Source organism: Enterobacter sp. JS8-1, assembly GCF_049187015.1.
Lineage (GTDB): Bacteria > Pseudomonadota > Gammaproteobacteria > Enterobacterales > Enterobacteriaceae > Enterobacter > Enterobacter mori.
This window is the reverse complement of sequence record NZ_CP185805.1, coordinates 1,752,627-1,779,113: the sequence shown is the minus strand read 5'-3', so window position 1 is coordinate 1,779,113 and position 26,487 is coordinate 1,752,627. Positions and strand designations below refer to the sequence as shown.

The window sequence follows — 26,487 nt, the reverse complement described above, 5'->3', positions numbered from 1 at the left end:
TTAGTCCAGACCCAGAACGCCGCGCAGCAGGGAGAGATCTTCCGCCAGGGTAGTAATCGGGCCTTTCAGCGCGTTACGGTCAGCGTCGGTCAGTTTGTCATAGGTTTCGAACCCGTTTTTGGTGCGGTACTTCGCCAGGATGGTGTCGACTTTTTTGAAGTTGGCATCCACTTTGGCCAGCAGTTCGCTGTTCTCTTTTTGCAGTTGAGGACGCAGCAGATCGACAATTTTCTGCGCGCCGTCGACGTTGGCCTGGAAGTCCCACAGGTCGGTGTGGCTGTAGCGATCTTCTTCACCGCTGATTTTGCTTGCAGCCACTTCTTCAATCAGACCGGCCGCGCCGCCAACCACTTTCGACGGTGGGAAGGCCAGCTCGCTGATGCGCTTTTGCAGCTCCAGCACGTCGCCGTTCAGCTGCCCGGCGTATTTCTCCATCCCTTTGGTGGAGTTGTCGCCAAACAGGGCTTTTTCCAGTCGGTGGAAGCCGGTAAATTTCGGATCGGCGGCCTTCTGCTCGTAATCGTCCTCACGGGCATCGATGCTACCATCGAGGTCAGAGAACAGCTCGGCAATCGGCTCGATGCGCTCGTAGTGCTGACGGGTTGGCGCGTACAGGGATTTCGCTTTTTCGATATCCCCGGCTTTCACCGCATCGGTGAAGGCTTTGGTACCCGCAACCAGGTCCGCCGTCTCTTTGGTGACGTAGGCTTTATAGGCGGTGATGGCCTCGCCCAGGCTCAGCAGCGCTTCGCCCTTCGCAGCATCCTTCGTGGCGTTGCCCTTGACGATCAGCTTGCCTTTCGGATTGGTCAGCAGGCCGCAGGTCATGTCGTATTCACCCGGCTGCAGGTTGGCGGTCATCTTCTGGCTGAAGCCTGGGGCGATGTTCTCACGCTCTTCCACCACCATTACGCCTTTGAGGATCTCCCACTCCAGCGCCTTCTGGCTGTGGTTCTGGATGATAAACTGGGTTTTGCCGCTGTTGACCGTCATGGTCATCGGCTCGCACTGTTTATCATTGACGGTCACTTTGACCTGAGGAACATCAGCGCCCCAGGCAGAGAATGAAGAAGCGAACAGCGCGGCAATGCCTGCGCATAACGCACTACGACGGAACTGAATTGCCATGACTCTTCCCTTTAAAAGTATGTTGTAACTAAATTACACATTACGGCGCAACGCGCGACGCCTGGGTGCCGGTACGCGGCGGCATAGCGAACAGCACCAGCGCCGGAACCAGATAGATAAAGTACATCGCCACTTCGCTGACGCTCGGCGTTTCCTGATAGCCGAAGATACCTTCAAGCAGGGTGCCGGTCAGTGAATGGGTGGAGAGAATGTTGCTGAGATCGAACGCCACGTCCTGGAAGTGGTTCCACAGGCCCGCCTCGTGGAAGGCGCGTATCGCCCCTGCCGCCAGCCCTGCCGCCACCAGCAGAATAAACAGGCTGGTCCACTTGAAGAAGGCGCCCAGATTGAGACGAATGCCGCCCCAGTAGAGCAGAAAGCCCAGCACAACCGCGGTTGCCAGCCCGAGCATCGCGCCAACCGGCGGCCAGATACCGACATCCTGTTGAAAGGCCGCCAGCAGGAAGAAGACCGATTCCAGCCCCTCACGCGCAACGGCAAAAAAGACCATCAGGATCAGCGCCCAGCCGTGGTTGTTCCCCTTCTGCAGGGCATTGTCTACCGCCTGCTCCAGCTGCACCTTCACGTTGCGGGAGACTTTACGCATCCAGAACACCATCCAGGTGAGGATCACCACCGCAATCACGGCGACGATCCCTTCGAAAAGCTCTTGTTCTTTCTGCGGGAATTCGCCGGTGGTTTCATTGATGAGGATACCCAGGCCCAGGCAGAGCGCCGCGGCAAGGAAGACGCCAACCCACATGACGCCAATCCAGCGCCCGCGCTGGGTTCGCTTCAGATAGCTGGCGATAAGGCTGACAATCAGGGCCGCTTCAAGGCCTTCACGTAACATAATGAGAAATGGAACAAACATGCCGACACCTTAAATGTTTATCGCGGTCAACTGATGCAAAGAAAGGTAAATTCTTGTGATAGTGATTATCATTACGGCAAGAAGAAAAACAAGCGAAATATGTGGCCTTTTGATGACGAGTTGTAACCGCATCGCAGGATAATAATTCCATCCGTTACGATTGCGTTTATAAGTTATAACGAAAATGCCCATTTACGGTTAATCAGCGCTGTGGCTAAATATCCACCTCGAAAACTAACTGAAAATAAACCATGTTTAAGATTATCCATTTCCTGCTGGCGCTGGTGATTATTCTTGCGCTTGCCTGGCTGGTGAGTTTCGACCGCCGAAAAATTCGCATTCGCTTTGTTGTACAGCTGATTGTTATTGAAATCGCGCTGGCATTCTTTTTCCTGCACGCAGAAAGCGGTCTGTTTATTATTAAATATGTCTCCGGTTTCTTTGAATCGCTGCTTAAATTTGCGGCCGAAGGGACGAATTTCGTCTTTGGCGGAATGGGTGAAAAAGGGCTGGCATTCATTTTCCTCGGCGTGCTGTGTCCGATTATTTTTATTTCCGCACTGATTGGTATTCTTCAGCATTGGCGGATCCTGCCAATTTTTATTCGCGTCATCGGGACAGTGCTGTCAAAACTGAACGGTATGGGCAAGCTGGAATCCTTTAACGCGGTAAGTTCGCTGATCCTCGGTCAGTCGGAAAACTTCATTGCCTACAAAGGCGTGCTGGGCGATCTCTCCTCTCGTCGTCTATTCACCATGGCGGCCACGGCCATGTCGACGGTCTCCCTGTCGATTGTCGGTGCCTATATGACGATGCTGGACGCCAAATTTGTCGTCGCGGCGCTTATTCTGAATATGTTCAGCACCTTTATTATTCTCTCCGTCATCAACCCGGCTCGCCCGGAAGCGGAGCCGGATATCAAGCTCGAAAAGCTGCATGAATCGCAGAGCTTCTTCGAAATGCTCGGCGAGTATATTCTGGCCGGTTTTAAGGTGGCGATGATTATTCTGGCGATGCTGATTGGCTTTATCGCGCTTATTAGCGCCGTTAACGCCCTCTTCTCCAGCGTATTTGGCATGAGCTTCCAGCAGATCCTGGGCTATGTGTTTTATCCCCTGGCCTGGCTGGTGGGGATCCCGCTGAGCGATGCCTTAAACGCGGGCAGTATTATGGCAACCAAGCTGGTGGCGAATGAATTTGTGGCGATGATCGAGCTGCAAAAAATCGCCCATCAGATGTCCCCTCGCGGGCTGGGCATTTTGTCCGTCTTCCTGGTGTCGTTTGCTAACTTTGCCTCAATCGGAATCGTCGCCGGGGCGATTAAGGGCCTGAACGAGCAGCAGGGCAACGTGGTATCGCGGTTTGGTCTGCGTCTGGTTTACGGCGCGACGCTGGTGAGCCTGCTGTCGGCGAGTTTTGCGGGGTTGGTGCTGTAAGTTTTGTGCCGTTTGTGCCCGGCGGCGCTTCGCTTGCGCAGGTCTACGATACAACAACGGCGGGTTATCCCGCCGTTTTCATTAAAACTGCACGCACACCGGCTGGTCGACCCGCATCACCGACTCCTGCGCGAAGCGTGATTTATAAATCCCGCGTAACGCTTCGATGTTCTTCTCGCTCTGCGCATCTTTACCGTGGATCAGCATCAATGCCTTGCTGGGTTCACGCGCCACTTTCCCGTCGTTCCCGAGCCACTGCCCGCGCGCATCAAATACCGTTAAGCCATCGCGAAAACGCGGCGTCACGTCCTGGTCAACAAACTGCTGCCATTCGTTGCCGGTAATCTGCGCCCCGGCAGGACGATTTAAGCCGAAATAAAGCGTGGTTTGCTGCATCTGGTTTTCTGCTTTGCAGGTCTCTACCGCCGCATGTTGCGATGGCGCGTTGCAGCCCGCCAGCATCAATAATGCCGCTGCCATTACCCCTGTTTTGATGGTCATGCTTAGCTATCCTCATTGTTATAAGCATATGGATATCACAGGAAAATACGGATTTTGGCAAGAAAAAAGCCGGGTGCGCTTGCGCTTACCCGGCCTACGGTGTTACGTGGGAAAATTATTCTGCCTGAAGCTTAGACGGTGGCGCAGTGTGGTAATGCGCGTCGGCTTCAGCAAAGCGTTTCTGCATAGAAGCAGACGGTGCTTTACCCAGCAGGCTGAACACCACGATACCGATACTGCCGAAGATGAAGCCCGGAATGATTTCGTACAGGCCCAGCCACGCGAACTGTTTCCAGACGATAACGGTAACCGCACCGATGATCATCCCCGCCAGCGCGCCGTTACGGGTCATACGTGACCACATGACGGAGAACAGAACGACCGGACCAAATGCCGCACCAAAGCCCGCCCACGCGTAGCTCACAAGCCCCAGCACGCGGTTATTCGGGTTAGCCGCCAGCGCGATGGCAACCAGCGCCACCAGCAGCACCATAAAGCGCCCTACCCAGACCAGCTCTTTCTGGCTCGCGTTTTTACGCAGGAAGGCTTTGTAGAGGTCTTCGGTGATCGCACTGGAGCAGACCAGCAGCTGGCAGCTCAGGGTGGACATCACCGCCGCGAGAATGGCGGAGAGGAGAATACCGGCAATCCACGGGTTAAACAGAATCTGCGCCAGCTCGATGAACACGCGCTCGGCGTTCTGGTTCACCGCGCCCGCCTGCGCCGGGTTGTTGTTGAAGTACGCGATACCGAAGAAGCCGACCGCACACGCCCCTGCCAGACAGAGGATCATCCACGTCATGCTGATGCGACGGGCATGAACGATGGTGTGGTGAGAATCCGCCGCCATAAAGCGCGCCAGAATGTGCGGCTGACCGAAATAGCCCAGGCCCCAGCCCATCAGGGAGACGATGGCAACGAAGTTCAGCCCTTTCAGCATGTCGACGTTTTCAATGCTCTTCTGCTTGATCACTTCCAGCGAATCGCCAAAGCCGCCAACGGTGAAAATCACAATCACCGGGGTCAGGATCAGGGCGAAGATCATCAGGCTCGCCTGCACGGTGTCGGTCCAGCTTACCGCCAGGAAACCGCCCACAAAGGTATAGAGGATGGTCGCCGCAGCACCGGCCCACAGCGCGGTTTCATAGCTCATGCCGAAGGTGCTTTCGAACAGGCGCGCGCCGGCCACGATGCCGGAGGCACAGTAGATGGTGAAGAACAGCAGAATAACCACCGCGGAGATAATGCGCAGAACGCGGCTGTTATCTTCAAAGCGTCCGGTGAAGTAATCCGGCAGCGTCAGGGCGTTATTGTTGGCCTCGGTATGCACGCGCAGACGGCCTGCCACCAGCTTCCAGTTGATCCACGCGCCGACGGTCAGACCGATGGCGATCCAGCTTTCAGAGATACCGGAGATGAAAATCGCGCCCGGCAGGCCCATCAACAGCCAGCCGCTCATGTCGGAAGCGCCCGCAGAGAGCGCGGTCACCATCGGGCCTAAACTGCGTCCGCCCAGAATGTAGTCGTCAAAGTTCTTTGTTGAACGCCATGCCAAAAACCCTATCAGGATCATGCCAAATATATAAACGAGAAATGTCACCAGCATCGGTGTGCTAATAGCCATTCAAATTCTCCAAAATGTCGAGCGACAACCATCCGGGCTGCCTTGTTATATGATCACCGGAACGAGGTGAATGTATCTTGTGTTTCTGTTGGGCGCGCTATCCTGCCGTATGCGCATCCCGCTGACAAACGATTTAACACTGCATTTACATCAATTTCATCCCTGGTTTGATACGAGTTTCCTATAGGTTGCACTCGCTCACGCTTTTACGGGTTGCACCTTTTAAAAGTGTTAACTCCCGCATAAAAACAGGCTTCCCGCCCAAAAGCCAGTGCGTTTTTCCAGCTAACCATTCGTTAACAATCCATTCATTTTCCGGGTTGCAAACCAGGTCACATTTAACACGGTTGCACAAAGTTGCAACATGGGGGATATTTCACGCTAACGACCAAACACGATGAAAGAACAACAGGAGCTTTGGCATGGGTATGACCACCATGGGAGTTAAGCTGGATGACGCCACCCGCGAACGGATTAAGACCGCAGCAACCCGCATTGACCGCACGCCGCACTGGTTAATTAAGCAGGCGATTTTTAACTATCTCGAAAGACTCGAGAGCGATGAAGGTCTGCCGGAACTGCCTGCCCTGCTGGCCGGTGCAGCGAACGAAAGCGAGGAAGCGCCAGCCGCTGGCGACGAGAACCATCAGCCGTTCCTCGAATTCGCCGAGCAGATCCTGCCGCAGTCCGTCAGCCGTGCCGCCATTACCGGCGCCTACCGCCGCGCCGAAACCGACGCCGTGCCAATGCTGCTGGAGCAGGCTCGTCTGCCGGAAGCCATTTCCGCGCAGGCGCACAGCCTGGCGTATCAGTTAGCCGACAAGCTGCGCAACCAGAAAACCGCCACCGGCCGCGCCGGGATGGTTCAGGGTCTGCTGCAGGAGTTTTCCCTCTCTTCACAGGAAGGCGTGGCGCTGATGTGCCTGGCGGAAGCGCTGCTGCGTATTCCGGATAAAGCCACCCGCGACGCGCTGATCCGCGACAAGATCAGCAACGGCAACTGGCATTCCCACATTGGCCGCAGCCCGTCGCTGTTCGTCAACGCCGCGACATGGGGCCTGCTGTTTACCGGCAAACTGGTCTCCACCCATAACGAAGCCAACCTCTCCCGCTCCCTGAACCGCATTATCGGTAAGAGCGGCGAGCCGCTGATCCGCAAAGGCGTGGACATGGCGATGCGCCTGATGGGCGAGCAGTTCGTCACCGGGGAAACCATTGCCGAAGCGCTGGCGAACGCCCGCAAGCTGGAAGATAAAGGTTTCCGTTACTCCTACGACATGCTGGGCGAAGCGGCGCTGACCGCCGCCGACGCGCAGGCCTACATGGTCTCTTACCAGCAGGCGATTCACGCCATCGGTAAAGCGTCCAACGGTCGCGGTATTTACGAAGGCCCGGGCATCTCCATTAAGCTTTCCGCTCTTCACCCGCGCTACAGCCGCGCGCAGTACGACCGGGTGATGGAAGAGCTCTACCCGCGCCTGAAGTCCCTGACCCTGCTGGCGCGCCAGTATGACATCGGCATTAATATCGACGCCGAAGAGGCCGACCGTCTGGAGATCTCCCTCGATCTGCTGGAAAAACTGTGCTTCGAGCCGGAGCTTGCAGGCTGGAACGGCATCGGCTTCGTGATCCAGGCTTACCAGAAGCGCTGTCCGTTCGTCATTGATTACCTGATTGACCTGGCAAGCCGCAGCCGCCGTCGCCTGATGATCCGTCTGGTGAAAGGCGCCTACTGGGACAGCGAAATCAAACGCGCCCAGATGGAAGGTCTGGAAGGCTATCCGGTCTATACCCGCAAGGTTTACACCGACGTCTCTTACCTCGCCTGTGCGAAAAAACTGCTCGGCGTGCCGAACCTGATCTATCCGCAGTTCGCTACCCATAACGCCCACACCCTGGCGGCAATCTACAGCCTGGCGGGACAGAACTACTATCCGGGCCAGTACGAGTTCCAGTGCCTGCACGGCATGGGTGAACCGCTGTACGAGCAGGTCACCGGTAAAGTGGCAGACGGCAAGCTGAACCGCCCGTGCCGCATCTATGCCCCAGTGGGAACCCACGAAACCCTGCTGGCATACCTGGTGCGTCGTCTGCTGGAAAACGGCGCGAACACCTCCTTCGTTAACCGCATCGCCGACACCACCCTGCCGCTGGACGAGCTGGTTGCCGATCCGGTGCAGGCCGTAGAGAAGATGGCGGCGCAGGAAGGCCAGATTGGCCTGCCGCATCCGAAGATTGCCCTGCCGCGCGAGCTGTATGGCGCAGGCCGCGTCAACTCGGCGGGTCTGGATCTCGCCAACGAACATCGTCTGGCGTCGCTCTCCTCTGCCCTGCTCAACAGTGCATTGCAGAAATGGCAGGCGAAGCCGATCCTGGAACAGTCCGTTGCTGACGGCGAAATGCAGCCGGTCATTAACCCGGCAGAGCCAAAAGATATCGTCGGCTACGTGCGTGAAGCCACCGAAGCGGAAGTTGACCAGGCGCTGGAAAGCGCGGTGAACAACGCGCCAATCTGGTTCGCCACGCCGCCGCAGGAGCGTGCCGCCATTCTGGAACGCGCCGCGGTGCTGATGGAAGATCAGATGCAGTCGCTCATCGGCATTCTGGTGCGCGAAGCGGGTAAAACCTTCAGCAACGCCATCGCCGAAGTGCGCGAGGCCGTCGATTTCCTGCACTACTACGCCGGTCAGGTACGCGATGATTTCGATAACGAAACCCACCGTCCGCTGGGTCCGGTCATATGTATCAGCCCGTGGAACTTCCCGCTGGCGATCTTCACCGGCCAGATAGCCGCCGCGCTTGCCGCAGGCAACAGCGTGCTGGCAAAACCGGCAGAGCAGACCCCGCTGATTGCCGCACAGGGTATCAACATTCTTCTGGAAGCCGGCGTGCCTGCGGGCGTGGTTCAGCTGCTGCCGGGCCGCGGTGAAACCGTCGGCGCCAAACTGACCTCCGATAACCGCGTGCGCGGCGTGATGTTTACCGGTTCGACCGAAGTAGCCTCCCTGCTGCAGCGCAACATTGCTACCCGTCTGGATGCGCAGGGTCGTCCTACTCCGCTCGTCGCGGAAACCGGCGGGATGAACGCCATGATCGTTGACTCCTCGGCGCTCACCGAGCAGGTGGTGGTCGACGTGCTGGCCTCTGCGTTCGACAGCGCCGGTCAGCGCTGCTCCGCATTGCGCGTGCTGTGCCTGCAGGACGACGTCGCGGATCACACGCTGAAAATGCTGCGCGGCGCGATGGCCGAATGCCGCATGGGCAACCCGGGCCGTCTCACCACCGACATCGGGCCGGTGATCGACGCGGAAGCCAAAGCCAATATCGAAAACCACATTCAGACCATGCGCGCGAAAGGCCGTCCGGTGTTCCAGGCGGTGCGCGAGAACAGCGAAGATGCCCGCGAATGGCGGACCGGCACCTTCGTGCCGCCAACGCTGATTGAGCTGGCAAGCTTCGACGAGCTGAAAAAAGAGGTCTTCGGTCCGGTACTGCACGTGGTGCGCTACAACCGTAACAACCTGAACGAGCTGGTTGAGCAGATCAACGCCTCCGGCTACGGCCTGACGCTCGGCGTGCATACCCGTATTGACGAAACCATTGCGCAGGTCACCGGCAATGCCAAAGTCGGCAACCTGTACGTCAACCGCAACATGGTTGGCGCGGTCGTGGGCGTGCAGCCGTTCGGCGGTGAAGGTCTCTCCGGCACCGGTCCGAAAGCGGGTGGCCCGCTCTACCTGTACCGTCTGCTCGCTAACCGTCCGGAAAACGCCCTGGGCGTGACCCTGGCGCGTCAGGACGCACACTATCCGGTGGATACGCAGGTGAAAACCGTGCTGACCCAGCCGCTGGAGGCGCTGATCGCCTGGGCAGAAAAACGTCCTGAACTGCGTGCCGTCGCACGGCAGTACGGCGAACTGGCGCAGGCGGGCACCCAGCGTCTGCTGCCGGGTCCAACCGGCGAGCGCAACACCTGGACGCTGATGCCGCGCGAGCGCGTACTGTGCGTGGCCGATAACGAGCAGGACGCGCTGGTGCAGCTGGCTGCCGCAATGGCAACCGGTTGTGAAGTGCTGTGGCCGGAAGATGCGTTGCATCGCGATCTCGCCAAACAGCTGCCAAAAGCGGTCTCGGCCCGCATTCGCTTTGCGAAGGCCGATGCGCTGCTGACGCAGCCGTTTGATGCGGTGATCTACCACGGTGATTCCGACCAGCTGCGCGAACTGTGCGAGCAGGTTGCGGCCCGCAGCGGTGCCATCGTTTCCGTGCAGGGCTTTGCACGCGGGGAAACCAACCTGCTGCTGGAGCGTCTGTACGTTGAGCGCTCGCTCAGCGTCAACACCGCGGCGGCGGGGGGTAACGCCAGCCTGATGACAATCGGCTAACGCTGTGCTAATAAGGCTCCGGAGACGGAGCCTTATTTTATTGGGGAGTGTATGAAACGATATCTTATCGCAGGCGCAGCACTGCTGCTGAGCGCCAGCGCGCTGGCCGACGAGTGCGACAAAGCGACCACCCAGCTTGAGCTGAATACCTGTAGCGCGCAGCAGTACCAGGCTGCCGATAAAAAGCTCAACCAGACGTATCAGGCTGCCATCAAACGCGCGGCAGCCCCCCAGCGCGACCTGCTGAAAAAAGCGCAACAGGCGTGGATTACCCTGCGCGATGCGGACTGCGCGTTTATCGGCTCGGGTACGGAAGGCGGAAGCGTCCAGCCAATGATTGTTAACCAGTGCCTGGCGGAGAAAACGGTCGAGCGCGAAGCGTTTCTGGCCTCGCTGATGCAGTGTGAAGAGGGCGACTTAAGCTGCCCTCTCCCTCCGGGCTGACGAGGCACGGAACTATTCCCTCTCCCTGTGGGAGAGGGTTAGGGTGAGGGAAATTAGCGCACACGGATCCCTTCGATAATCATCCGCTGCACGTTATCCAGCGTACTCTGGAAAAACGCCTCGTCCTGGAGCGTTTTACCGGTCACCGCTTCAACCTGGGCCGCAAAATCAGCGTAATGCTGGGTGGAGGCCCAAATCATAAAGATCAGATGATGCGGATCGACCGGGGCCAGCTTTCCGCTGGCGACCCATCCGGCGATAATGGCCGATTTATCGTCCACCAGCTGCTTTAAATCTCCGGTGAGCTCCGCCTGCAACAGCGGCGCGCCCTGCAGCATCTCAAGACAGAATAGCCTTGATGCCTGCGGGTAATCGCGCGACACCTCCAGCTTCAGGCGAATATACTCCTTGATCGCCACCAGCGGGGCCAGCTCTGCGCGGAACGCTTTCAGCGGCGCCAGCCAGATATCGAGGATCTGCTGCATCACCGCAATATAGAGCGCCTCTTTCGACGGGTAGTAGTAGAGCAGATTGGTTTTGGATACCCCGGACTGCTCCGCCACCTGCTCCAGGCGCGTGCCGTGGATGCCAAATTGCGAAAACGTATCCAGCGCCGCGCTCAGAATAGCCTGCTTTTTCGCACTCACTGCCTGCGAACGTTTACCCGGTGTTTTCACTGCGCCTTGTGTCATTCCCGCTCTCCTTATTCTGCGTTGCCCTCAGCATAGCAAAACCCCCGTCTCGCCACGATATCCTGCACTCCGATCGCGCATGAATGCCTGTTTTCTGTGCAATGTTTTTGACCATTTAGTCCACATTTAGACGCATCAATCCACCAACTTCTGGTTAACACATTAATAACACTGTCATTTTCAAAACTGGCATTCCCTTTGCAAAACATCCTTACACCTGCGACGTAATGAAGAGAGGTTCGTGATGAAAATTGGCGTATTTGTACCCATCGGCAACAACGGCTGGCTTATCTCGACCACCGCACCGCAATACATGCCGACCTTTGAGCTGAATAAAGCCATCGTGCAGAAAGCGGAGCACTACCATTTCGACTTTGCGCTTTCGATGATCAAGCTGCGCGGCTTTGGCGGCAAAACCGAATTCTGGGATCACAACCTGGAGTCCTTTACCCTGATGGCCGGGCTGGCCGCGGTCACCTCGCGGATCCAAATCTACGCCACCGCCGCCACCCTCACCTTACCGCCAGCGATCGTGGCGCGCATGGCCTCCACCATCGACTCCATCTCCGGCGGGCGCTTTGGCGTCAACCTGGTCACCGGCTGGCAAAAACCCGAATACGAGCAGATGGGGCTCTGGCCGGGTGACGACTACTTCTCGCGTCGCTACGACTACCTGACCGAATACGTGCAGGTGCTGCGCGATCTGTGGGGTACAGGCAAAAGCGATTTCAAGGGTGACTTCTTTACCATGAACGACTGCCGCGTCAGCCCGCAGCCGTCGGTGCCGATGAAGGTGATTTGCGCCGGGCAGAGCGACGCGGGGATGGAATTCTCCGCCAAATACGCCGACTTCAACTTCTGCTTCGGTAAAGGCGTGAACACGCCTGCCGCCTTCGCCCCGACTGCCGCGCGCATGAAAGAGGCGGCCGACAAGACCGGACGCGACGTGGGCTCCTACGTGCTGTTTATGGTGATCGCCGACGAAACCGACGACGCCGCGCGCGCGAAATGGGAGCGCTATAAGGACGGTGCCGACGAGGAGGCCCTGAGCTGGCTCACCGAGCAGAGCCAGAAGGATACCCGCTCCGGGGCGGATACCAACGTGCGCCAGATGGCCGACCCCACCTCTGCGGTCAATATCAACATGGGCACGCTGGTCGGCTCTTATGCCAGCGTGGCCAGAATGCTTGACGAAGTGGCGGCCGTACCTGGGGCGGAAGGCGTCCTGCTGACCTTCGACGATTTCCTGACCGGCGTGGAGACCTTCGGCGAGCGCATCCAGCCGCTGATGCAGTGCCGCGCCCACATCCCTGCCGTCACGAAGGAGGTGGCGTAATGACGACCCTTAACGCACGCCCGGAAGCCATCACCTTTGCGCCGGAGCAGAGCGCGCTGATCGTGGTGGACATGCAAAACGCCTATGCCAGCCAGGGCGGCTATCTGGACCTGGCGGGGTTCGACGTCTCCGCCACGCAGCCGGTGATCGCGAACATCAAAACCGCCGTCGCCGCCGCGCGCGCCGCGGGGATGCTCATCATCTGGTTCCAGAACGGCTGGGATGACCAGTACGTCGAGGCAGGCGGCCCCGGCTCCCCCAACTTCCACAAGTCGAACGCCCTGAAAACCATGCGTAAACGGCCCGAACTGCAGGGCAAGCTGCTGGCGAAAGGCGGCTGGGACTATCAGTTGGTGGATGAGCTGGTACCGCAGGCGGGCGATATCGTTCTGCCGAAACCGCGCTACAGCGGCTTTTTCAACACCCCGCTCGACAGCCTGCTGCGCAGCCGGGGCATTCGCCATCTGGTGTTCACCGGGATCGCCACCAACGTCTGTGTGGAGTCGACCCTGCGCGACGGCTTTTTCCTCGAGTATTTTGGCGTGGTGCTGGAAGACGCAACCCACCAGGCCGGGCCGGAATTCGCCCAGAAAGCCGCCCTGTTCAATATCGAAACCTTTTTTGGCTGGGTCAGTAACGTCAATGATTTCTGCGACGCCCTGACTCCCCCGCTCGCCCGTATCGCCTGAGGAGACACCTGATGCCAAAATCCGTAATCATTCCGCCGGGCACCAGCACGCCCATTGCCCCGTTTGTTCCCGGCACCCTCGCCGACGGCGTGGTATATGTCTCCGGCACGCTGCCGTTTGATAAAGACAACAACGTGGTGTTTATCAACGACCCAAAGGCGCAAACTCGCCACGTGCTGGAGACGATCAAAACCGTGATCGAAACGGCGGGTGGCACGATGGAGGATGTGACCTTCAACAGCATCTTTATCACCGACTGGAAAAACTACGCCGCGATTAACGAGATCTACGCCGAGTTCTTCCCCGGCGATAAACCGGCGCGGTTCTGCATTCAGTGCGGGCTGGTGAAGCCAGAGGCGCTGGTTGAAATCGCCACCGTTGCGCACATCGCGAAGTGAGGCTGCCATGAAACTTTCTCTCTCGCCGCCCCCGTTCGAGGGCGCGCCCGTGGTCGTCCTGATTGCCGGACTTGGGGGCAGCGGCAGCTACTGGCTGCCCCAGTTCGCCGCGCTGGAAAAGGAGTATCAGGTGGTGTGCTATGACCAGCGAGGGACGGGTAATAACCCGGATACCCTTCCTGAAGGCTATAGCCTGGCGCAGATGGCCGATGAACTGGCTCAGGCGCTTACGGATGCCGGGATCTTACGCTACACCGTCGTGGGCCACGCGCTGGGCGCACTGGTCGGCCTGCAGCTTGCGATCGATAAACCCGACGCGGTTTCTGCGCTGGTGTGTATTAACGGTTGGCTCACCCTCAATGCCCATACCCGCCGCTGTTTTGACGTTCGCGAACGTCTGCTGCATTCCGGCGGCGCGCAGGCCTGGGTCGAGGCGCAGCCGCTGTTTCTCTACCCGGCAGACTGGATGGCCGCCCGCGCGCCTCGCCTGGAGGCAGAAGAAGCGCTGGCGCTGGCCCATTTCCAGGGTAAAACCAACCTGCTGCGCAGACTAAGCGCACTGAAAAAAGCCGACTTCCGACGTCATACCGCGCGCATTCGCTGCCCGGTACACATTATCTGTTCCGCCGACGACATGCTGGTGCCCGCTGTTTGCTCGTCCGAGCTGCAGGCGGCGATCCCACACAGCCACAGCGTGGTGATGCGCCAGGGCGGACATGCCTGCAACGTCACCGAGCCGGACACCTTTAACACCCTGCTGCTGAACGGGCTTGCCAGCCTGCTGCACAGTCCTGAACCCGTTTTATAAGGAGCTTTAATGAGCGAAGCCATTACGCCCGCCGCGCTGGAAACGCTGTTCACCGGCGCCCGCACCCATAACGGCTGGCTGGATATGCCTGTCAGCGACGAAACGCTGCACGAAATCTACGACCTGATGAAATGGGGGCCAACGTCCGCGAACTGCTCCCCGGCGCGAATTGTGTTTGTGCGAAGCGCAGAGGGAAAAGAGAAGCTGCGCCCGACGCTCTCCAGCGGCAACCTCGAGAAAACGCTCACCGCCCCAGTCACAGCCATTGTCGCCTGGGACGGTGAATTCTACGAGCGCCTGCCCGAGCTGTTCCCGCACGGCGATGCAAAGAGTTGGTTTACCTCCAGCCCCGCGCATGCGGAAGAGACCGCCTTTCGCAACAGCTCATTGCAGGCTGCTTACCTGATTTTCGCCTGTCGCGCCCTGGGGCTGGACACTGGCCCGATGTCGGGATTTGACCGGCAAAAGGTCGACGAGACCTTCTTCACCGGCACCACGCTTAAAAGCAATCTGCTGATCAACATTGGCTATGGCGATACCAGCAAACTTTACGGGCGCCTGCCGCGTCTGACCTTCGACGATGCCTGCGGGCTGGCGTAAAGGAGCGATCGTCATGACACCGGATAAACAAACCTTTCGCGACGCCATGGCCTGCGTCGGCGCGGCGGTCAATATCATCACCACCGACGGCCCGGCAGGGATGGCAGGCTTCACCGCCAGCGCGGTGTGCAGCGTCACGGATTCACCGCCCACCCTGCTGGTGTGCCTGAACCGCGGGGCGTCCGTCTGGCCAACGTTTAGCGAAAACCGCACCCTTTGCGTGAATACCCTGAGCGCCGGACAGGAGCCGTTGTCCAATCTGTTTGGCGGGAAAACGCCGATGGAGGAACGCTTTGCCGCCGCCCGCTGGCAGACAGGCGACACGGGCTGCCCGCGGCTGGAGGATGCGCTGGCCTCGTTTGACTGCCGCATCAGCCAGGTGGTCAGCGTCGGTACGCACGACATTCTGTTTTGCGACATTGTTTCGATTATTCGCCACCCCGCGCCGCAAGGGCTGGTGTGGTTTGACCGCGGCTACCACGCGCTTATGCGACCCGCCTGTTAACCCGCCTTAAGGAGACAGACCATGTTCGGATTTCCCCACTGGCAGTTGAAATCGACCTCCACAGAAGCAGGCGTGGTCGCGCCGGATGAACGCCTCCCGCTCGGGCAGACGATGGTGATGGGCGTGCAGCACGCGGTTGCCATGTTTGGCGCGACGGTGCTGATGCCGATGCTGATGGGACTCGATCCCAACCTCTCTATTTTGATGTCGGGTATCGGTACCCTGCTGTTCTTTTTTGTTACCGGCGGGCGCGTGCCCAGCTATCTCGGCTCCAGCGCCGCCTTTGTCGGGGTGGTTATCGCCACCACCGGGTTTAACGGCCAGGGGATCAACCCCAACCTGAGCGTGGCCCTCGGCGGCATCATCGCCTGCGGCCTGGTGTATACCCTGATTGGTCTGGTGGTGATGAAAATCGGCACGCGCTGGATAGAGCGAATGATGCCCCCCGTCGTGACGGGCGCCGTGGTGATGGCGATTGGTCTGAACCTCGCACCGATTGCGGTCAGAAGCGTCTCCGCCTCGCCGTTTGAAAGCTGGATGGCGGTGATCACGGTGCTGTGCATCGGCGTGGTGGCGGTGTTTACGCGGGGCATGATCCAGCGTCTGCTTATCCTGGTTGGGCTGATTGTCGCCTGCCTGGTCTACGCCCTGCTGGCGAACGTTTTTGGCCTGGGCAAACCGGTTGATTTTACGCTGCTGCACCAGGCTGCCTGGTTCGGCCTGCCACAGGTGACCTCACCCACCTTTAACGCTCAGGCGATGATGCTTATCGCACCGGTGGCGGTGATCCTGGTGGCGGAGAACTTAGGTCACCTGAAAGCGGTCGCCGGAATGACCGGGCGCAGTATGGATCCGTACATGGGGCGCGCATTCGTCGGTGACGGGCTGGCGACCATGCTCTCCGGTTCCGTGGGCGGTAGCGGCGTTACCACCTATGCCGAAAACATCGGCGTGATGGCGGTCACCAAAGTCTACTCCACGCTGGTCTTCGTCGCAGCGGCGGTGATGGCGATACTGCTCGGTTTCTCACCGAAGTTCGGCGCGCTGATCCACACTATTCCATCACCGGTCATCGGCGGGGCATCGATTGTGGTGTTTGGGCTGATCGCCGTGGCCGGGGCGCGCATCTGGGTGCAGCACCGCGTCGATCTCAGCCAGAACAGCAACCTGATTATGGTGGCGGTCACGCTGGTGCTGGGCGCAGGCGACTTCGCCCTGACGCTGGGCGGATTCACGATTGGCGGGATTGGTACGGCGACCTTTGGGGCAATCCTGCTGAACGCCCTGCTGAGCCGCCGCAAAGGGGATGAAGCGCAAGCGGAAGCCATCACCCCCTGAACCTGAAATAGCCGGGTGACGCTACGCTTACCCGGCCTACATGGCAATTGCAGGCCCGTGCAAGCGAAGCGCCGCCGGGCAAAACGGGCAGCGTGCGCATTGTTAGCTATCAGCCCCTTGTTCAGTGCCCAACCCGGCAATCGACTTACGTCGTTTTTTTAACTTTAACTCGCTCACCAGCACCCCGGCGACAATAAATGCCGCGCCCATTAGGGCCAGCAGCGGCAGACGCTCCCCGGCCAGCCGTCCGAAAATGCCCGCCCAGACCGGTTCTCCGGTATAAATCACCGTCGCACGGGTTGGCGATACGCTGCGCTGCGCCCAGTTCATGGTGACCTGAATAATGGCGCTGAAGATACCCAGCCCCAGTGCGACCACAACCAGCCCGGTGGACATCGGCGGTACGGACTCCCCTGCCGGAACCATCGTCGCAAAGGCCACCAGCGACGCCGTGGCGAGCTGCACCACCGTCACCCGTTTGACGTCGACTTCACCCGCCCAGGCGCTAATCAGAATAATTTCCGCCGCAATGGCAATCGCCCCAATCAGGGTGATGATTTCGCCCGGCCCCAGCGCCAGCAGGTTGTTTTCCGGCCCGGCCAGTAAGATCAGACCGATAAACGCCAGCACGATGCCAATACAGGACATCAGGCCCGGAATTCTGCCGAGACAGAGCCACTGCAATAGCGGCACCAGCGGCACATACATGGCGGTAATAAACGCGGATTTGCTGCTGGAGATTGTCTGTAAACCCCACGTCTGCAGGCTGTAGCCCATCGCTATCGCCACACCAATCGCCACGCCGGCCTTAAGCTCTTTAAGCGTCAGCCCCCGCAGCGTTTTAAGCGAAATCAGCCCTACGGCAAGCGCCGCCGTCGCAAAGCGCAGGCCAACAAAAAAGAACGGATCGCTGAGGGTCACCGCGTACTGGACGGCCAGGAACGTCCCGCCCCAGAACATGGTGATGAGAATGAGGATGGCTTCCTGCGGTTTTATGGAGAATTTGAAGCGTGAGACAGACATGCGGCACTCGCAATTAAAATCAATTCTCTAGTGTGCGTTGCCTTTGGTTACAGTTCAATGTTGCAGAAATAAAAAAACCGCCGGGAAATCCCGGCGGCAGGGGTTCAACCCGGCGTGTTACTTATTGCTGCCGTGGCTGTTTTTACCCCCTTTTTTACCAGCCTCTGATGCGCGCTGAGGGTCATTTTTGAAGTTACCCCCGCTGGACTGGCCACCTTTACGACCTGCTTCTGATGCTCTTTCACGGTCTTCAGCGAAATTACCTGAACCACCACGATGGTTTGCCATCTCTAACCTCCAGAGTGTGAAACATTAGACATCATATTGCATTCAGTAAAAGAGGATTCTTTCACCGCGCGACTCAAGGACAGTGCCTTTATCTGTGCCGCGTGAAACTAAGCTTAGTGGAATGCGGCTATCCAGCAAGCCATAGGTAATATTCTGCAACATGATCTCAGTCTTTTGGGTGAGACGACGCGACGGTGACTCATAAACCTTTCTTATCATTTCAAAATTCGACTGAGAGAAAGTTGTTTCATTTTGCTACAAAGCCATTTTTGTAATCATATTGTTATAAATCAAAGAAATGCCGTTCATTTTTGCAGTCTGGCTGTGATGGCATATCTTTAAAAGAACGCAGCGATCCGCTGTCAGAAAAAACAAACGAGGAGTGATGCAAAATGGCAAAAGTTCTGGTGCTCTATTATTCCATGTATGGACACATTGAAACCATGGCTCACGCGGTAGCAGAAGGTGCAAACAGGGTTGATGGCGTGGAGGTTGTGGTGAAACGCGTACCGGAAACCATGCAGGCGGAAGCCTTCGCGAAAGCCGGGGGGAAAACGCAAAACGCCCCGGTCGCCACCCCGCAGGAGCTGGCAGATTATGATGCCATTATCTTCGGCACCCCAACCCGCTTCGGCAATATGTCGGGTCAGATGCGCACCTTCCTCGATCAAACCGGCGGACTTTGGGCATCCGGGGCGCTCTACGGCAAACTCGCCAGCGTATTCAGCTCTACCGGCACCGGCGGCGGTCAGGAGCAGACGATTACCTCAACCTGGACTACCCTTGCTCATCATGGGATGGTGATTGTGCCGATTGGCTACGGCGCGCAGGAGCTGTTTGACGTTTCCCAGGTGCGCGGCGGTACGCCTTACGGTGCAACCACCATTGCCGGTGGGGACGGTTCACGCCAGCCAAGCAATGAAGAACTGGCTATCGCCCGCTATCAGGGTGAACACGTCGCGGGTCTGGCCAAAAAACTGAACGGCTAACACCCAACAGGAGGACAAGCATGCCAACTCAAGAATCCAAAGCTCATCACGTGGGCGAATGGGCAAGTTTACGCAATACCTCTCCGGAGATTGCCGAAGCTATCTTTGAAGTCGCGAAATACGATGAAAAGCTGGCCGAGCAGATTTGGGAGGAAGGTAACGATGAGGTGCTGGTGCGCGCCTTCAAAAAAACGGATAAAGACTCGCTCTTCTGGGGTGAGCAAACCATCGAACGTAAAAACGTCTAAGCATTCCCCCCGCCGCAGCGGGGGGTTCTCTTTTACTTCGCCGCGTTATTCATGACCGCATTGAATTTATCGACAGGGCAGAAGCCGTTCGCATCCACCGGACAGTCTTTCAGCTCCAGCGTCACGCGCTGCGCAGGCGACTGCAGCGACAGCACGCTGGCGTTACGCAGCTGCTCTGAGCTCTGGTAGACATACTCAATTTTCATCAGCTCGCGGTTGGCATTTTTGTCATGCCAGCGCTGGAAGACAATCTTGCCGCCAATCGGGGTGCGCTCCTGCTGGTCATGCAGCTGATACGGTTTGAAATCCAGGGCGGTGAGCAGGGAAGCAATGTTCGAATCATGCCCCACCAGCAGTGTGATCTTAGGCGCTTTCGCCTGCTCGGTGACCAGGGTTTTATCAATGTACTTCACCAGCGGCTTCGCCACGTTTTGCGCCACCTCGGTGGAGGTAAACAGCGAGTCCTGATAGCCGTTCTTCAGCTTCGACAGCACGCGCCACTGCTGGTCGGTCTTGATTTCGCCCCAGGCCACCTGGTCGGCCGGGAAGCCTTCGTAATACTGCAGCGTAAACGCATCCACCAGCGAGTTACCCACCTTCAGCGGCCCGGATACGTCAGGCTCTTTTTCATAGTCGGCGCTGAAGGTGTCTTTCGCGTCTGCCAGCGAGCAGACCTTTTTCTCTTTGCAGGACGGAGAATCCGCGTAGTTCGTCATCTGCTCCAGCAGCTTATAGCTTTCGCCAAGCTGCATTTTCTGCCGTTCCGTCACCATCGCCTTCAGCGCTTTTTCACGGAATTCCGGCGAGTTATCGGTAATCACCGGGTTAAAGGTCGGATCCATGGTGCCCATTTTTTCCTGATGGTGCACGGGAACGTCGCAGCCCGGGAACGCGCCGGTGATAAAGAATTGCGCGGTGGCGACGGTGCGCTGCAGGCTGTTGGCATAGGCATAAACGCTATCCGCTGGAGGGCATTCTCCGGTGGTTACCATTCCCTGCTGCGCCAGCCACTCGCGCATGTAATGGCCCATATAGACTTCCAGCACGCCCCCCTTGGTGGTGAGCTGACCGCCCGGCACTTCCCACTCCGGCCACTGCTTCGGCGTGGACTGCTCCAGCACGCTGCCGTTATTGGCGAGCGGCGCGCGCAGGTTGTGACGGCTCATGATTAAAACTTGCTCCAGCTGATATCCGTCTGGCGTCTCCTGCGCCTGTGCGCCAAAGGTCACTGAAAGGGTACCTGCGACTGCAACTGCGAGTAGTGCTTTTCTCATCCCTTATTCCTCACGCGTTTTATTGTTGCGGCGAGTGTGACACATTCGTGACAGCTTTTTCGGGAAGCATTTCTCAAAGTGATGATTAACGTGCTTACGGTGTGTGCCAATTAGTTTTATAATAAAACCACACCCTACCGGAGAATTGACCGTGAAACGTACCCGCCTTGAAGAGAGCACCTGCCCCGTCGCCCGTTCGCTGGATATCATCGGCGACTGGTGGTCGCTGCTGATCGTGCGCGACGCGCTGCGCGGGATTAAACGCTTCGGCGAGTTTCAGAAAAGCCTCGGTATCGCAAAAAACATGCTGACCACGCGACTGAAGCTGCTGGTCGACGAAGGCATTCTTACGCTTCAGCCCGCGTCCGACGGCAGCGCCTGGCAGGAGTATGTCCTGACCGATAAAGGTCGCGCCCTGCAAACGGTGCTGGTTGCTCTGTCCCAGTGGGGGAATGAATTTTTGTTTGCTGAAAACGAATGCGGCACTGTGCTGGTCGATAGCGAACAGCGCAAACCCCTGCGCAGGCTGGCGCTTATTGCCGACGATGGGCGCGAACTGACGCCAGAAGAGATCGTGGCTAAACTCCCCTCCTGATCGTTCCCGACGACAAAAGCACAAAATGCCCACCAAAATGGTTGCATTATAAAACCAAATAACAGAGAGTAAATTCAGTTTCATCTTGAAACCAAATAACCCACTTTGCCTTGAGGTAACACACGATGACTACGCAAATCACCACCGCCCTGATTACGGGCGCCTCTTCCGGGATTGGTGCCGTCTATGCTGACCGTCTTGCCGCGCGCGGTGCTAACCTGGTGCTGGTTGCCCGCCGCGAGGATCGCCTGAAAACCCTCGCTGCCGACCTGCGCGCACGCTATGGCGTGGGCGTCGATATTCTGGTGGCCGATCTCACCGACGAGACCGGGATCCGCGCCGTGGAAGAGGAGCTGCGCAGCAATACCGCCATTGACACGCTTATTAACAACGCGGGCACCGCCCAGATGGCGCCGTTCCTCGCAGGTGACGTGGCGCAGCATCAGGCCATTAACACCCTGAATACCACGGCGCTGATGCGTCTGACCTACGCCATCCTGCCCCGACTGGCGCAGAACAATCGCGGCACGCTGATCAATATCGCGTCGGTGCTGGCCCTGCACGTGCGGGCGGGCAGCGCGCTCTACAGCGCCACCAAGGCGTGGGTACTGAGCTTTACCCGTGGGCTACAGGAAGAGTTTGCCGAGAGCAATGTGCGCATCCAGGCCGTGCTGCCCGCCGCCACGGCGACAGAAATCTGGAGCCATTCGGGCGTCACGGTGAACGATCTGCCGGAAGGATCGGTGATGACCACCGACGATATGGTCGATGCGTCGCTGGCAGGTCTGGATCAGGGCGAACCGATCACCATCCCGCCGATGCATGACGCAGGCCTGTGGGAGCGCTACGAAGCGGCGCGCCTTGAGCTGTTCAACAGCGCGCGCACCGGCATTCCGGCACCGCGCTACGTGAAACGCTAGCCTAACGCTCCAGCTGGTCGCCGTATTCGCTCACCCAGGCGGCCAGCGGAGAAAGCGCACCCTGAAGGGTTAGCCCCAGGTCGGTTATCTGATACTCCACGCGCGGCGGGATCTCCGGATAGACCGTCCGCGTCACCAGCCCGCGCTGTTCAAACAGGCGGAGCTGTTTGGTCAGCTCTTTTTGGGTGATGGGCGCGGCCGCCCTCAGCAGTTCGCCAAACCGCACGGGCGTATTGAGGATAATCAGGCGATAGAGGATCGGGATCGCCCATTTACCGGAAATCAGGTTCACAAACTGCGTCATTGGGCAGGTGTAAACCTCAGATTTTTTTTCGCATGACACGTCCTGCATTTCTGCCATAGCACACCTCTTGCCGCGTTAGTATCCATTTGGTACCTGGTTTCCTTTCGATACTAACGTTTCTATAGTGCTTTCTCCAGTGACATTTCAGGAGAAGAACATGGGTCGTTTAACAGATAAATATACGCTGATTACCGGCGGCACCAGCGGCATCGGTCTTGCCACCGCGCAGGCGTTTATCGCCGAAGGCGCGCGCGTCGCCGTGACCGGACGCAACCCGGACACCCTCGCCGAAGCAGAACGTATTCTTGGCGATAAGGCCTGGGTGATCCCAACCGATGCGGGCGATATCGCGTCGCAAAAAGCGCTGGCGGAAACCCTCGCCGCTCGCTGGCCGCGCCTCGACGCGGTGTTTCTCAACGCTGGCGACGTGACGCACGCGCCGCTGGAAGCCTGGCAGGAGGATGTCTGGGACCGCCTGATGGGCATCAACCTGAAGGGACCGTTCTTTTTAATTCAGGCGCTGCTGCCGCTGCTGAATAACCCATCGTCGGTTATCCTCTGCGGCTCCGTGAGCGCGCGCATCGGCCTGCCCACCAGCAGCGTGTATGCCGCGAGCAAGGCCGCCCTGCTGTCTCTGGCGCGTACGCTGTCGGCTGAGCTGCTGCCGCGCGGGATCCGCGTCAACGGTCTGAGCCCCGGTCCGGTGGAAACCCCGGCGTTTACGAAGACGGGCCTAAGCGATGAGGCGCTTAACGCGATGATGGCAGAGGTCATCAAGCTGGTCCCGCTCGGCAGAATGGGCTCGACGACGGAGCTGGCAAAAGCCGCGCTCTATCTGGCGTCCGACGAGTCGAGCTATACGGTAGGAACGGAGCTGCTGGTAGACGGCGGAATGGGAAGTTTGTAACTCAAAAGGCGCTGATACCGGTGACCGCGCCGACGTACAGCGCCGCCCACGCGCAGGCGGAAAGCAGGCTGACGGCGTAGACCTTGGCTGCATTCAGCCTGAGCATCCCAGCCGCCAGCGGCACGATGTAGCGCAGGACCGCCAGAAAGCGCGACGTAAACAGCACGATGACACCGTTCTTTTGCAGCTGATGCTGTACCCGCAAGAACTTATCGGCGTGCTTCGACGTGAAACGCGTGACCAGCCGGGTATGCCCCATCAGCTGGCCGATATGGTAGTTCAGCACCGACCCCGCCGTTGCCCCCATCACCACGGCAAGCCACGCCAGCGCAGGATGCATGCTCCCCTGACCGACGCTGATGCCCGCCAGCAGCATCACCGAGGCGGGCGGCAGCACGGAGGAGACCAGCACCGTGGATTTACTCAACGCCATCACGAATAACAGCGCGAACAGATGTGCCGGGTAGAGCGCAAAATGATCCAACAACGTATCAAACCACGCCATTTACCCTTCCCCCACGAATTATGTCATCCTCCATTTAAAATGAATAAACTTAAATAAACCCTCAACGTTTAATTAATAAAACTCTCCTAAACCATTCTTAAACATTATTTAATTTTCTGAGCGGCAAAATGAAATAAGCGTATTATCCCTCTCGTTTTACAACGATCTCGTTATGGCGAGGCTCCTGTACAAATACACGTTATCGCTCTGGTGGGTTCGAGAGAACCGGCACAGGGTAAAACAGGCACTGTCGAATCAAGGCTTTGTCAGTATAACTTCCCTTACGGGATACGGTGTACAGTGCTGAACCCAGGACGTGGGGATCTCCTCTTCGACATGCCCTGTCTTGCTCGCCCCTGAGAGATGTTATTATTCAAAGGGAATTCACTATGTCTTACGCTATTCACAACCAAAATCTGGCATTCAATGACAGCGCGATCGCGCAATATATGAATACTGACTTCATCGTCCTTGATATTTCATTATGCGTGGCACTGGCGCGCGAGCAATTCTTCGAAAAATTAAAAGACGACGATATTCCGTCGCATATTTTTATTGAAGATAACGGTCGCCTCGCGGGCATGATTGCCGTGCGCAAACTCTTGCAGACTACCGATACGCTGCAGTCCGTTAAGGCGCTGATGATTTCGGAATTTATTCAGGTTAAACCCGAAGATGAACGTGCGGACGTGGCAGGCGTGCTGGCCCACGCCGGGGCGGATGTGGTGCCCGTGGTCACCCACGGCAAGCTCGTCGGCTGCCTGACCGAGCGCGAGATCGCCCATCTGCTGGAAGATGACGTCACCGAAGATGCTCAGCTTCAGGGTGCAACGCTGCCGCTGGAAAAGCCGTATCTGGAAACCAGCGCCTTTAGCCTGTGGAAAAAACGCTCCGTCTGGCTGCTGCTGCTGTTTGTCGCGGAAGCGTATACCAGCTCGGTGATCCAGCACTTCGAAGAGGCGCTGGAGTCCGCCATTGCGCTGGCGTTCTTTATTCCGCTGCTGATTGGCACGGGCGGCAACAGCGGGACGCAGATCACCTCCACGCTGGTGCGCGCGATGGCGCTGGGAGAAGTCCACCTTCGCGACGTCGGGCGCGTGCTGCGCAAAGAGATGACCACCTCGCTGATGATTGCCGCCACACTCGGTATCGCCGGGTGTATCCGCGCCTGGATGATGGGTATCGGCCTGGAGATCACGCTTATTGTCAGCCTGACGCTGGTGTGTATCACGCTCTGGAGCGCGATTGTGTCGTCCGTGATCCCGATGGTGCTCAAGCGCTGCCGGATCGACCCTGCCGTGGTGTCCGCGCCGTTTATCGCCACGCTGATTGACGGGACCGGGCTGATTATCTACTTCAAAATTGCCCAGTACACGCTGGGGCTAGAGTAAGCTTGCGAGCACCTCATTCACGTGATTGAGGTGCTCACTTCGCTACGCATCGCCGAGCTGATGCGCGATCTCACGCAACTGCTGGGCAAGCGCCTGCAGGTTTTTCCCCTTCTCCCCTTTTGGCCCGGTGGACTGACGCACCACCAGACGGGCAGGTAAAATCGAGGACATGCGCTGGGCATTCTCTTCACCGCTGTCGAGAATACGGCGCACCGCCTCTTTACCCTGCAGATCTAAATCCAGCGATACCGTCGTCAGTGCCGGGTAGAAGAACGAGCTTTCATAGGTGTCATCGTAGCCAATCACCGACTTCTCGCCCGGAATTGAAATCTGCTGCTGATGGAACGCGCTCAGCACGCCGAGCGCCATCTGATCGTTAGCCACCAGCACGGCGGTAAACTGCGCCGTCTCCCGCAGCATTTGCAACGCTCCCGAATAACCGCTTTGCGCATCCCAGTTGCCGCGAATGACCGATGCTGGCTCCAGGCCGTAGCCCTTCAGGGTCTCGATCCAGCTTTTCAGCCTCAACTGCGCCGAGACGGAAGACGTCGGCCCCGCCAGCAGGGCAATGTCGCGATGCCCCAGTTCGTAAAGATATTTGACGCTGGCGCGGGTGCCGTCCGCCGGGTTAAACGAAACGTTAAACACGGAACTGTACGGGTCCACGTCGAGGAACAGGCAGACAATGTCATCGTTGTCGGTGGCGATTTTCTGCGCCGCTTCAGCCTCCAGCGGCACGTTGATGATCACTTTGCTCACCAGCTGGGATTTCAGCTCGTTGATGGAATCCTGGATGCTGTGGTTGACGTTCTCATCAATCATTGAGATCAGTACCTGGTAGCCTTCCACATTGGCATAGCGTTTCACCGCCGCCGCAACCTGCGAAGGCGCGTGCAGCGCCAGCGAAATGGTCACCAGCCCAACGGTCTGGCTCTGCTTGCCCACCAGCTGCTGAGCCAGTCGGTTGGGTACATACCGCAATAACTCTATGGATTTCTCCACCTTGCTGCGCGTGGCGTCGGATACATTGGCAGACTTATTCAGTACCCTGGACACGGTCTGATAGGAGACGCCCGCATGGCGTGCCACGTCCTCTAACGTTGCGCTTTTCGACTTCATGGTCCGGTTCCTTATGTTGTTATGCGCTGATTGTAACAGGGGTGCTGAAAAAAAACGCTTACCACCCTCTCGCTGCGGGCATAACACCATCAAAAAGTATTACGCTCACAATGCCATAATTTGTGTTTAATCTCATTACTCGTAACAAAATTGTCTATTTTATTTG

27 protein-coding genes and 1 riboswitch are annotated in these 26,487 nt (G+C 58.0%); of the genes, 16 read left to right on the top strand and 11 right to left on the bottom strand.

Features of this window, described 5'->3' with window-relative positions:
• Together efeO and efeU are read right to left on the bottom strand one after the other, a co-directional pair.
• A complete protein-coding gene (gene efeO / locus ACOQH0_RS08325) occupies positions 1 to 1,128 on the bottom strand; it encodes an iron uptake system protein EfeO (protein WP_421511979.1) in 1,128 nt (375 codons plus the stop codon).
• Positions 1,129 to 1,168: 40 nt separating this feature from the next.
• Positions 1,169 to 2,002 (bottom strand): iron uptake transporter permease EfeU, encoded by an 834-nt coding sequence (gene efeU, locus ACOQH0_RS08320; protein WP_089600228.1) that lies wholly within the window; start codon positions 2,000 to 2,002, stop codon positions 1,169 to 1,171.
• Positions 2,003 to 2,253: 251 nt separating this feature from the next.
• Here efeU and ACOQH0_RS08315 point away from each other — a divergent pair, with 251 nt between their 5' ends.
• Positions 2,254 to 3,438 carry a NupC/NupG family nucleoside CNT transporter gene (locus tag ACOQH0_RS08315; RefSeq protein ID WP_211446557.1) on the top strand — a complete coding sequence of 395 codons (1,185 nt, stop codon included), beginning with the start codon at positions 2,254 to 2,256 and terminating at the stop codon, positions 3,436 to 3,438.
• Positions 3,439 to 3,519: 81 nt separating this feature from the next.
• Here the strand turns inward: ACOQH0_RS08315 and ACOQH0_RS08310 are convergent, their stop codons facing one another.
• Both ACOQH0_RS08310 and putP read right to left on the bottom strand, forming a co-directional pair.
• A complete protein-coding gene (locus ACOQH0_RS08310) occupies positions 3,520 to 3,939 on the bottom strand; it encodes a DUF3574 domain-containing protein (protein ID WP_421511976.1) in 420 nt (139 codons plus the stop codon).
• 115 nt (positions 3,940 to 4,054) lie between these two features.
• Complete coding sequence (gene putP / locus ACOQH0_RS08305; RefSeq protein WP_421511975.1) at positions 4,055 to 5,563, bottom strand: sodium/proline symporter PutP; 1,509 nt, start codon at positions 5,561 to 5,563, stop codon at positions 4,055 to 4,057.
• A 422-nt stretch (positions 5,564 to 5,985) separates the two neighbouring features.
• Here putP and putA point away from each other — a divergent pair, with 422 nt between their 5' ends.
• Together putA and ACOQH0_RS08295 are read left to right on the top strand one after the other, a co-directional pair.
• Positions 5,986 to 9,948 carry a trifunctional transcriptional regulator/proline dehydrogenase/L-glutamate gamma-semialdehyde dehydrogenase gene (putA, locus tag ACOQH0_RS08300; protein WP_421511974.1) on the top strand — a complete coding sequence of 1,321 codons (3,963 nt, stop codon included), beginning with the start codon at positions 5,986 to 5,988 and terminating at the stop codon, positions 9,946 to 9,948.
• A 51-nt stretch (positions 9,949 to 9,999) separates the two neighbouring features.
• Positions 10,000 to 10,392 (top strand): lysozyme inhibitor LprI family protein, encoded by a 393-nt coding sequence (locus ACOQH0_RS08295; protein ID WP_100167073.1) that lies wholly within the window; start codon positions 10,000 to 10,002, stop codon positions 10,390 to 10,392.
• A 53-nt stretch (positions 10,393 to 10,445) separates the two neighbouring features.
• On the opposite strand, the gene rutR is transcribed toward ACOQH0_RS08295, so the two are convergent.
• Complete coding sequence (gene rutR / locus ACOQH0_RS08290; RefSeq protein WP_010429525.1) at positions 10,446 to 11,084, bottom strand: HTH-type transcriptional regulator RutR; 639 nt, start codon at positions 11,082 to 11,084, stop codon at positions 10,446 to 10,448.
• A 244-nt stretch (positions 11,085 to 11,328) separates the two neighbouring features.
• On the opposite strand from rutR, the gene rutA reads away from it, so the two are divergent.
• From rutA to rutG, 7 genes are read left to right on the top strand one after another with little or no spacing between them, the layout of a single operon-like run.
• Positions 11,329 to 12,420: a pyrimidine utilization protein A gene (gene rutA, locus ACOQH0_RS08285; RefSeq protein WP_023617762.1), complete on the top strand. Its 1,092-nt coding sequence runs from the start codon at positions 11,329 to 11,331 to the stop codon at positions 12,418 to 12,420.
• Complete coding sequence (gene rutB / locus ACOQH0_RS08280; protein ID WP_089601315.1) at positions 12,420 to 13,109, top strand: pyrimidine utilization protein B; 690 nt, start codon at positions 12,420 to 12,422, stop codon at positions 13,107 to 13,109. Before rutA ends, rutB begins: the two co-directional genes overlap by 1 nt.
• Positions 13,110 to 13,120: 11 nt before the next feature.
• On the top strand, positions 13,121 to 13,507 hold the full coding sequence (gene rutC / locus ACOQH0_RS08275) for a pyrimidine utilization protein C (protein WP_010429508.1): 387 nt from the start codon (positions 13,121 to 13,123) through the stop codon (positions 13,505 to 13,507).
• 7 nt (positions 13,508 to 13,514) lie between these two features.
• Complete coding sequence (gene rutD / locus ACOQH0_RS08270) at positions 13,515 to 14,315, top strand: pyrimidine utilization protein D (protein ID WP_100167077.1); 801 nt, start codon at positions 13,515 to 13,517, stop codon at positions 14,313 to 14,315.
• Positions 14,316 to 14,324: 9 nt separating this feature from the next.
• Entirely contained in the window at positions 14,325 to 14,915 is a 591-nt protein-coding gene (locus ACOQH0_RS08265; protein WP_421511973.1) for a malonic semialdehyde reductase, read from the top strand.
• 13 nt (positions 14,916 to 14,928) lie between these two features.
• Positions 14,929 to 15,420: an NADH-dependent FMN reductase RutF gene (gene rutF, locus ACOQH0_RS08260; protein ID WP_029485030.1), complete on the top strand. Its 492-nt coding sequence runs from the start codon at positions 14,929 to 14,931 to the stop codon at positions 15,418 to 15,420.
• A 21-nt stretch (positions 15,421 to 15,441) separates the two neighbouring features.
• Positions 15,442 to 16,758: a pyrimidine utilization transport protein G gene (gene rutG / locus ACOQH0_RS08255; protein WP_010429495.1), complete on the top strand. Its 1,317-nt coding sequence runs from the start codon at positions 15,442 to 15,444 to the stop codon at positions 16,756 to 16,758.
• A 102-nt stretch (positions 16,759 to 16,860) separates the two neighbouring features.
• Here the strand turns inward: rutG and ACOQH0_RS08250 are convergent, their stop codons facing one another.
• Together ACOQH0_RS08250 and ACOQH0_RS08245 are read right to left on the bottom strand one after the other, a co-directional pair.
• Positions 16,861 to 17,781: a DMT family transporter gene (locus ACOQH0_RS08250; protein WP_421511971.1), complete on the bottom strand. Its 921-nt coding sequence runs from the start codon at positions 17,779 to 17,781 to the stop codon at positions 16,861 to 16,863.
• A gap of 117 nt (positions 17,782 to 17,898) precedes the next feature.
• Positions 17,899 to 18,069 carry a general stress protein gene (locus ACOQH0_RS08245; protein WP_001273664.1) on the bottom strand — a complete coding sequence of 57 codons (171 nt, stop codon included), beginning with the start codon at positions 18,067 to 18,069 and terminating at the stop codon, positions 17,899 to 17,901.
• A 392-nt stretch (positions 18,070 to 18,461) separates the two neighbouring features.
• On the opposite strand from ACOQH0_RS08245, the gene wrbA reads away from it, so the two are divergent.
• Positions 18,462 to 19,058, top strand: a complete 597-nt coding sequence (wrbA, locus tag ACOQH0_RS08240) for an NAD(P)H:quinone oxidoreductase (protein ID WP_010429487.1) — start codon at positions 18,462 to 18,464, stop codon at positions 19,056 to 19,058.
• A gap of 20 nt (positions 19,059 to 19,078) precedes the next feature.
• Positions 19,079 to 19,306 (top strand): YccJ family protein, encoded by a 228-nt coding sequence (locus ACOQH0_RS08235; RefSeq protein ID WP_155022706.1) that lies wholly within the window; start codon positions 19,079 to 19,081, stop codon positions 19,304 to 19,306.
• A gap of 32 nt (positions 19,307 to 19,338) precedes the next feature.
• Here ACOQH0_RS08235 and agp read toward each other — a convergent pair whose 3' ends face one another.
• Entirely contained in the window at positions 19,339 to 20,580 is a 1,242-nt protein-coding gene (gene agp, locus ACOQH0_RS08230) for a bifunctional glucose-1-phosphatase/inositol phosphatase (protein ID WP_421511969.1), read from the bottom strand.
• A 151-nt stretch (positions 20,581 to 20,731) separates the two neighbouring features.
• Between agp and ACOQH0_RS08225 the strand changes: the two genes are divergently transcribed.
• Together ACOQH0_RS08225 and ACOQH0_RS08220 are read left to right on the top strand one after the other, a co-directional pair.
• Positions 20,732 to 21,175, top strand: a complete 444-nt coding sequence (locus ACOQH0_RS08225; protein WP_089598408.1) for a winged helix-turn-helix transcriptional regulator — start codon at positions 20,732 to 20,734, stop codon at positions 21,173 to 21,175.
• A gap of 125 nt (positions 21,176 to 21,300) precedes the next feature.
• Complete coding sequence (locus ACOQH0_RS08220) at positions 21,301 to 22,095, top strand: SDR family NAD(P)-dependent oxidoreductase (protein WP_089598407.1); 795 nt, start codon at positions 21,301 to 21,303, stop codon at positions 22,093 to 22,095.
• A gap of 1 nt (position 22,096) precedes the next feature.
• Here ACOQH0_RS08220 and ACOQH0_RS08215 read toward each other — a convergent pair whose 3' ends face one another.
• Positions 22,097 to 22,456: a winged helix-turn-helix transcriptional regulator gene (locus ACOQH0_RS08215; protein ID WP_010429470.1), complete on the bottom strand. Its 360-nt coding sequence runs from the start codon at positions 22,454 to 22,456 to the stop codon at positions 22,097 to 22,099.
• A gap of 100 nt (positions 22,457 to 22,556) precedes the next feature.
• On the opposite strand from ACOQH0_RS08215, the gene ACOQH0_RS08210 reads away from it, so the two are divergent.
• Positions 22,557 to 23,306, top strand: a complete 750-nt coding sequence (locus ACOQH0_RS08210) for an SDR family oxidoreductase (RefSeq protein ID WP_421511968.1) — start codon at positions 22,557 to 22,559, stop codon at positions 23,304 to 23,306.
• Position 23,307: 1 nt separating this feature from the next.
• Here ACOQH0_RS08210 and ACOQH0_RS08205 read toward each other — a convergent pair whose 3' ends face one another.
• The gene (locus tag ACOQH0_RS08205; protein ID WP_042718863.1) at positions 23,308 to 23,811 is read right to left on the bottom strand and encodes a DedA family protein; all 504 of its coding nucleotides are present in this window, start codon (positions 23,809 to 23,811) and stop codon (positions 23,308 to 23,310) included.
• Between the two features lie 159 nt (positions 23,812 to 23,970).
• Positions 23,971 to 24,140, top strand: a riboswitch (M-box (ykoK) riboswitch).
• Between the two features lie 60 nt (positions 24,141 to 24,200).
• Between ACOQH0_RS08205 and ACOQH0_RS08200 the strand changes: the two genes are divergently transcribed.
• On the top strand, positions 24,201 to 25,202 hold the full coding sequence (locus tag ACOQH0_RS08200) for a magnesium transporter (protein WP_089598404.1): 1,002 nt from the start codon (positions 24,201 to 24,203) through the stop codon (positions 25,200 to 25,202).
• A gap of 42 nt (positions 25,203 to 25,244) precedes the next feature.
• Here the strand turns inward: ACOQH0_RS08200 and ACOQH0_RS08195 are convergent, their stop codons facing one another.
• Positions 25,245 to 26,321, bottom strand: a complete 1,077-nt coding sequence (locus ACOQH0_RS08195) for a LacI family DNA-binding transcriptional regulator (protein WP_010429458.1) — start codon at positions 26,319 to 26,321, stop codon at positions 25,245 to 25,247.
• Between the last annotated feature and the right edge of the window lie 166 nt (positions 26,322 to 26,487).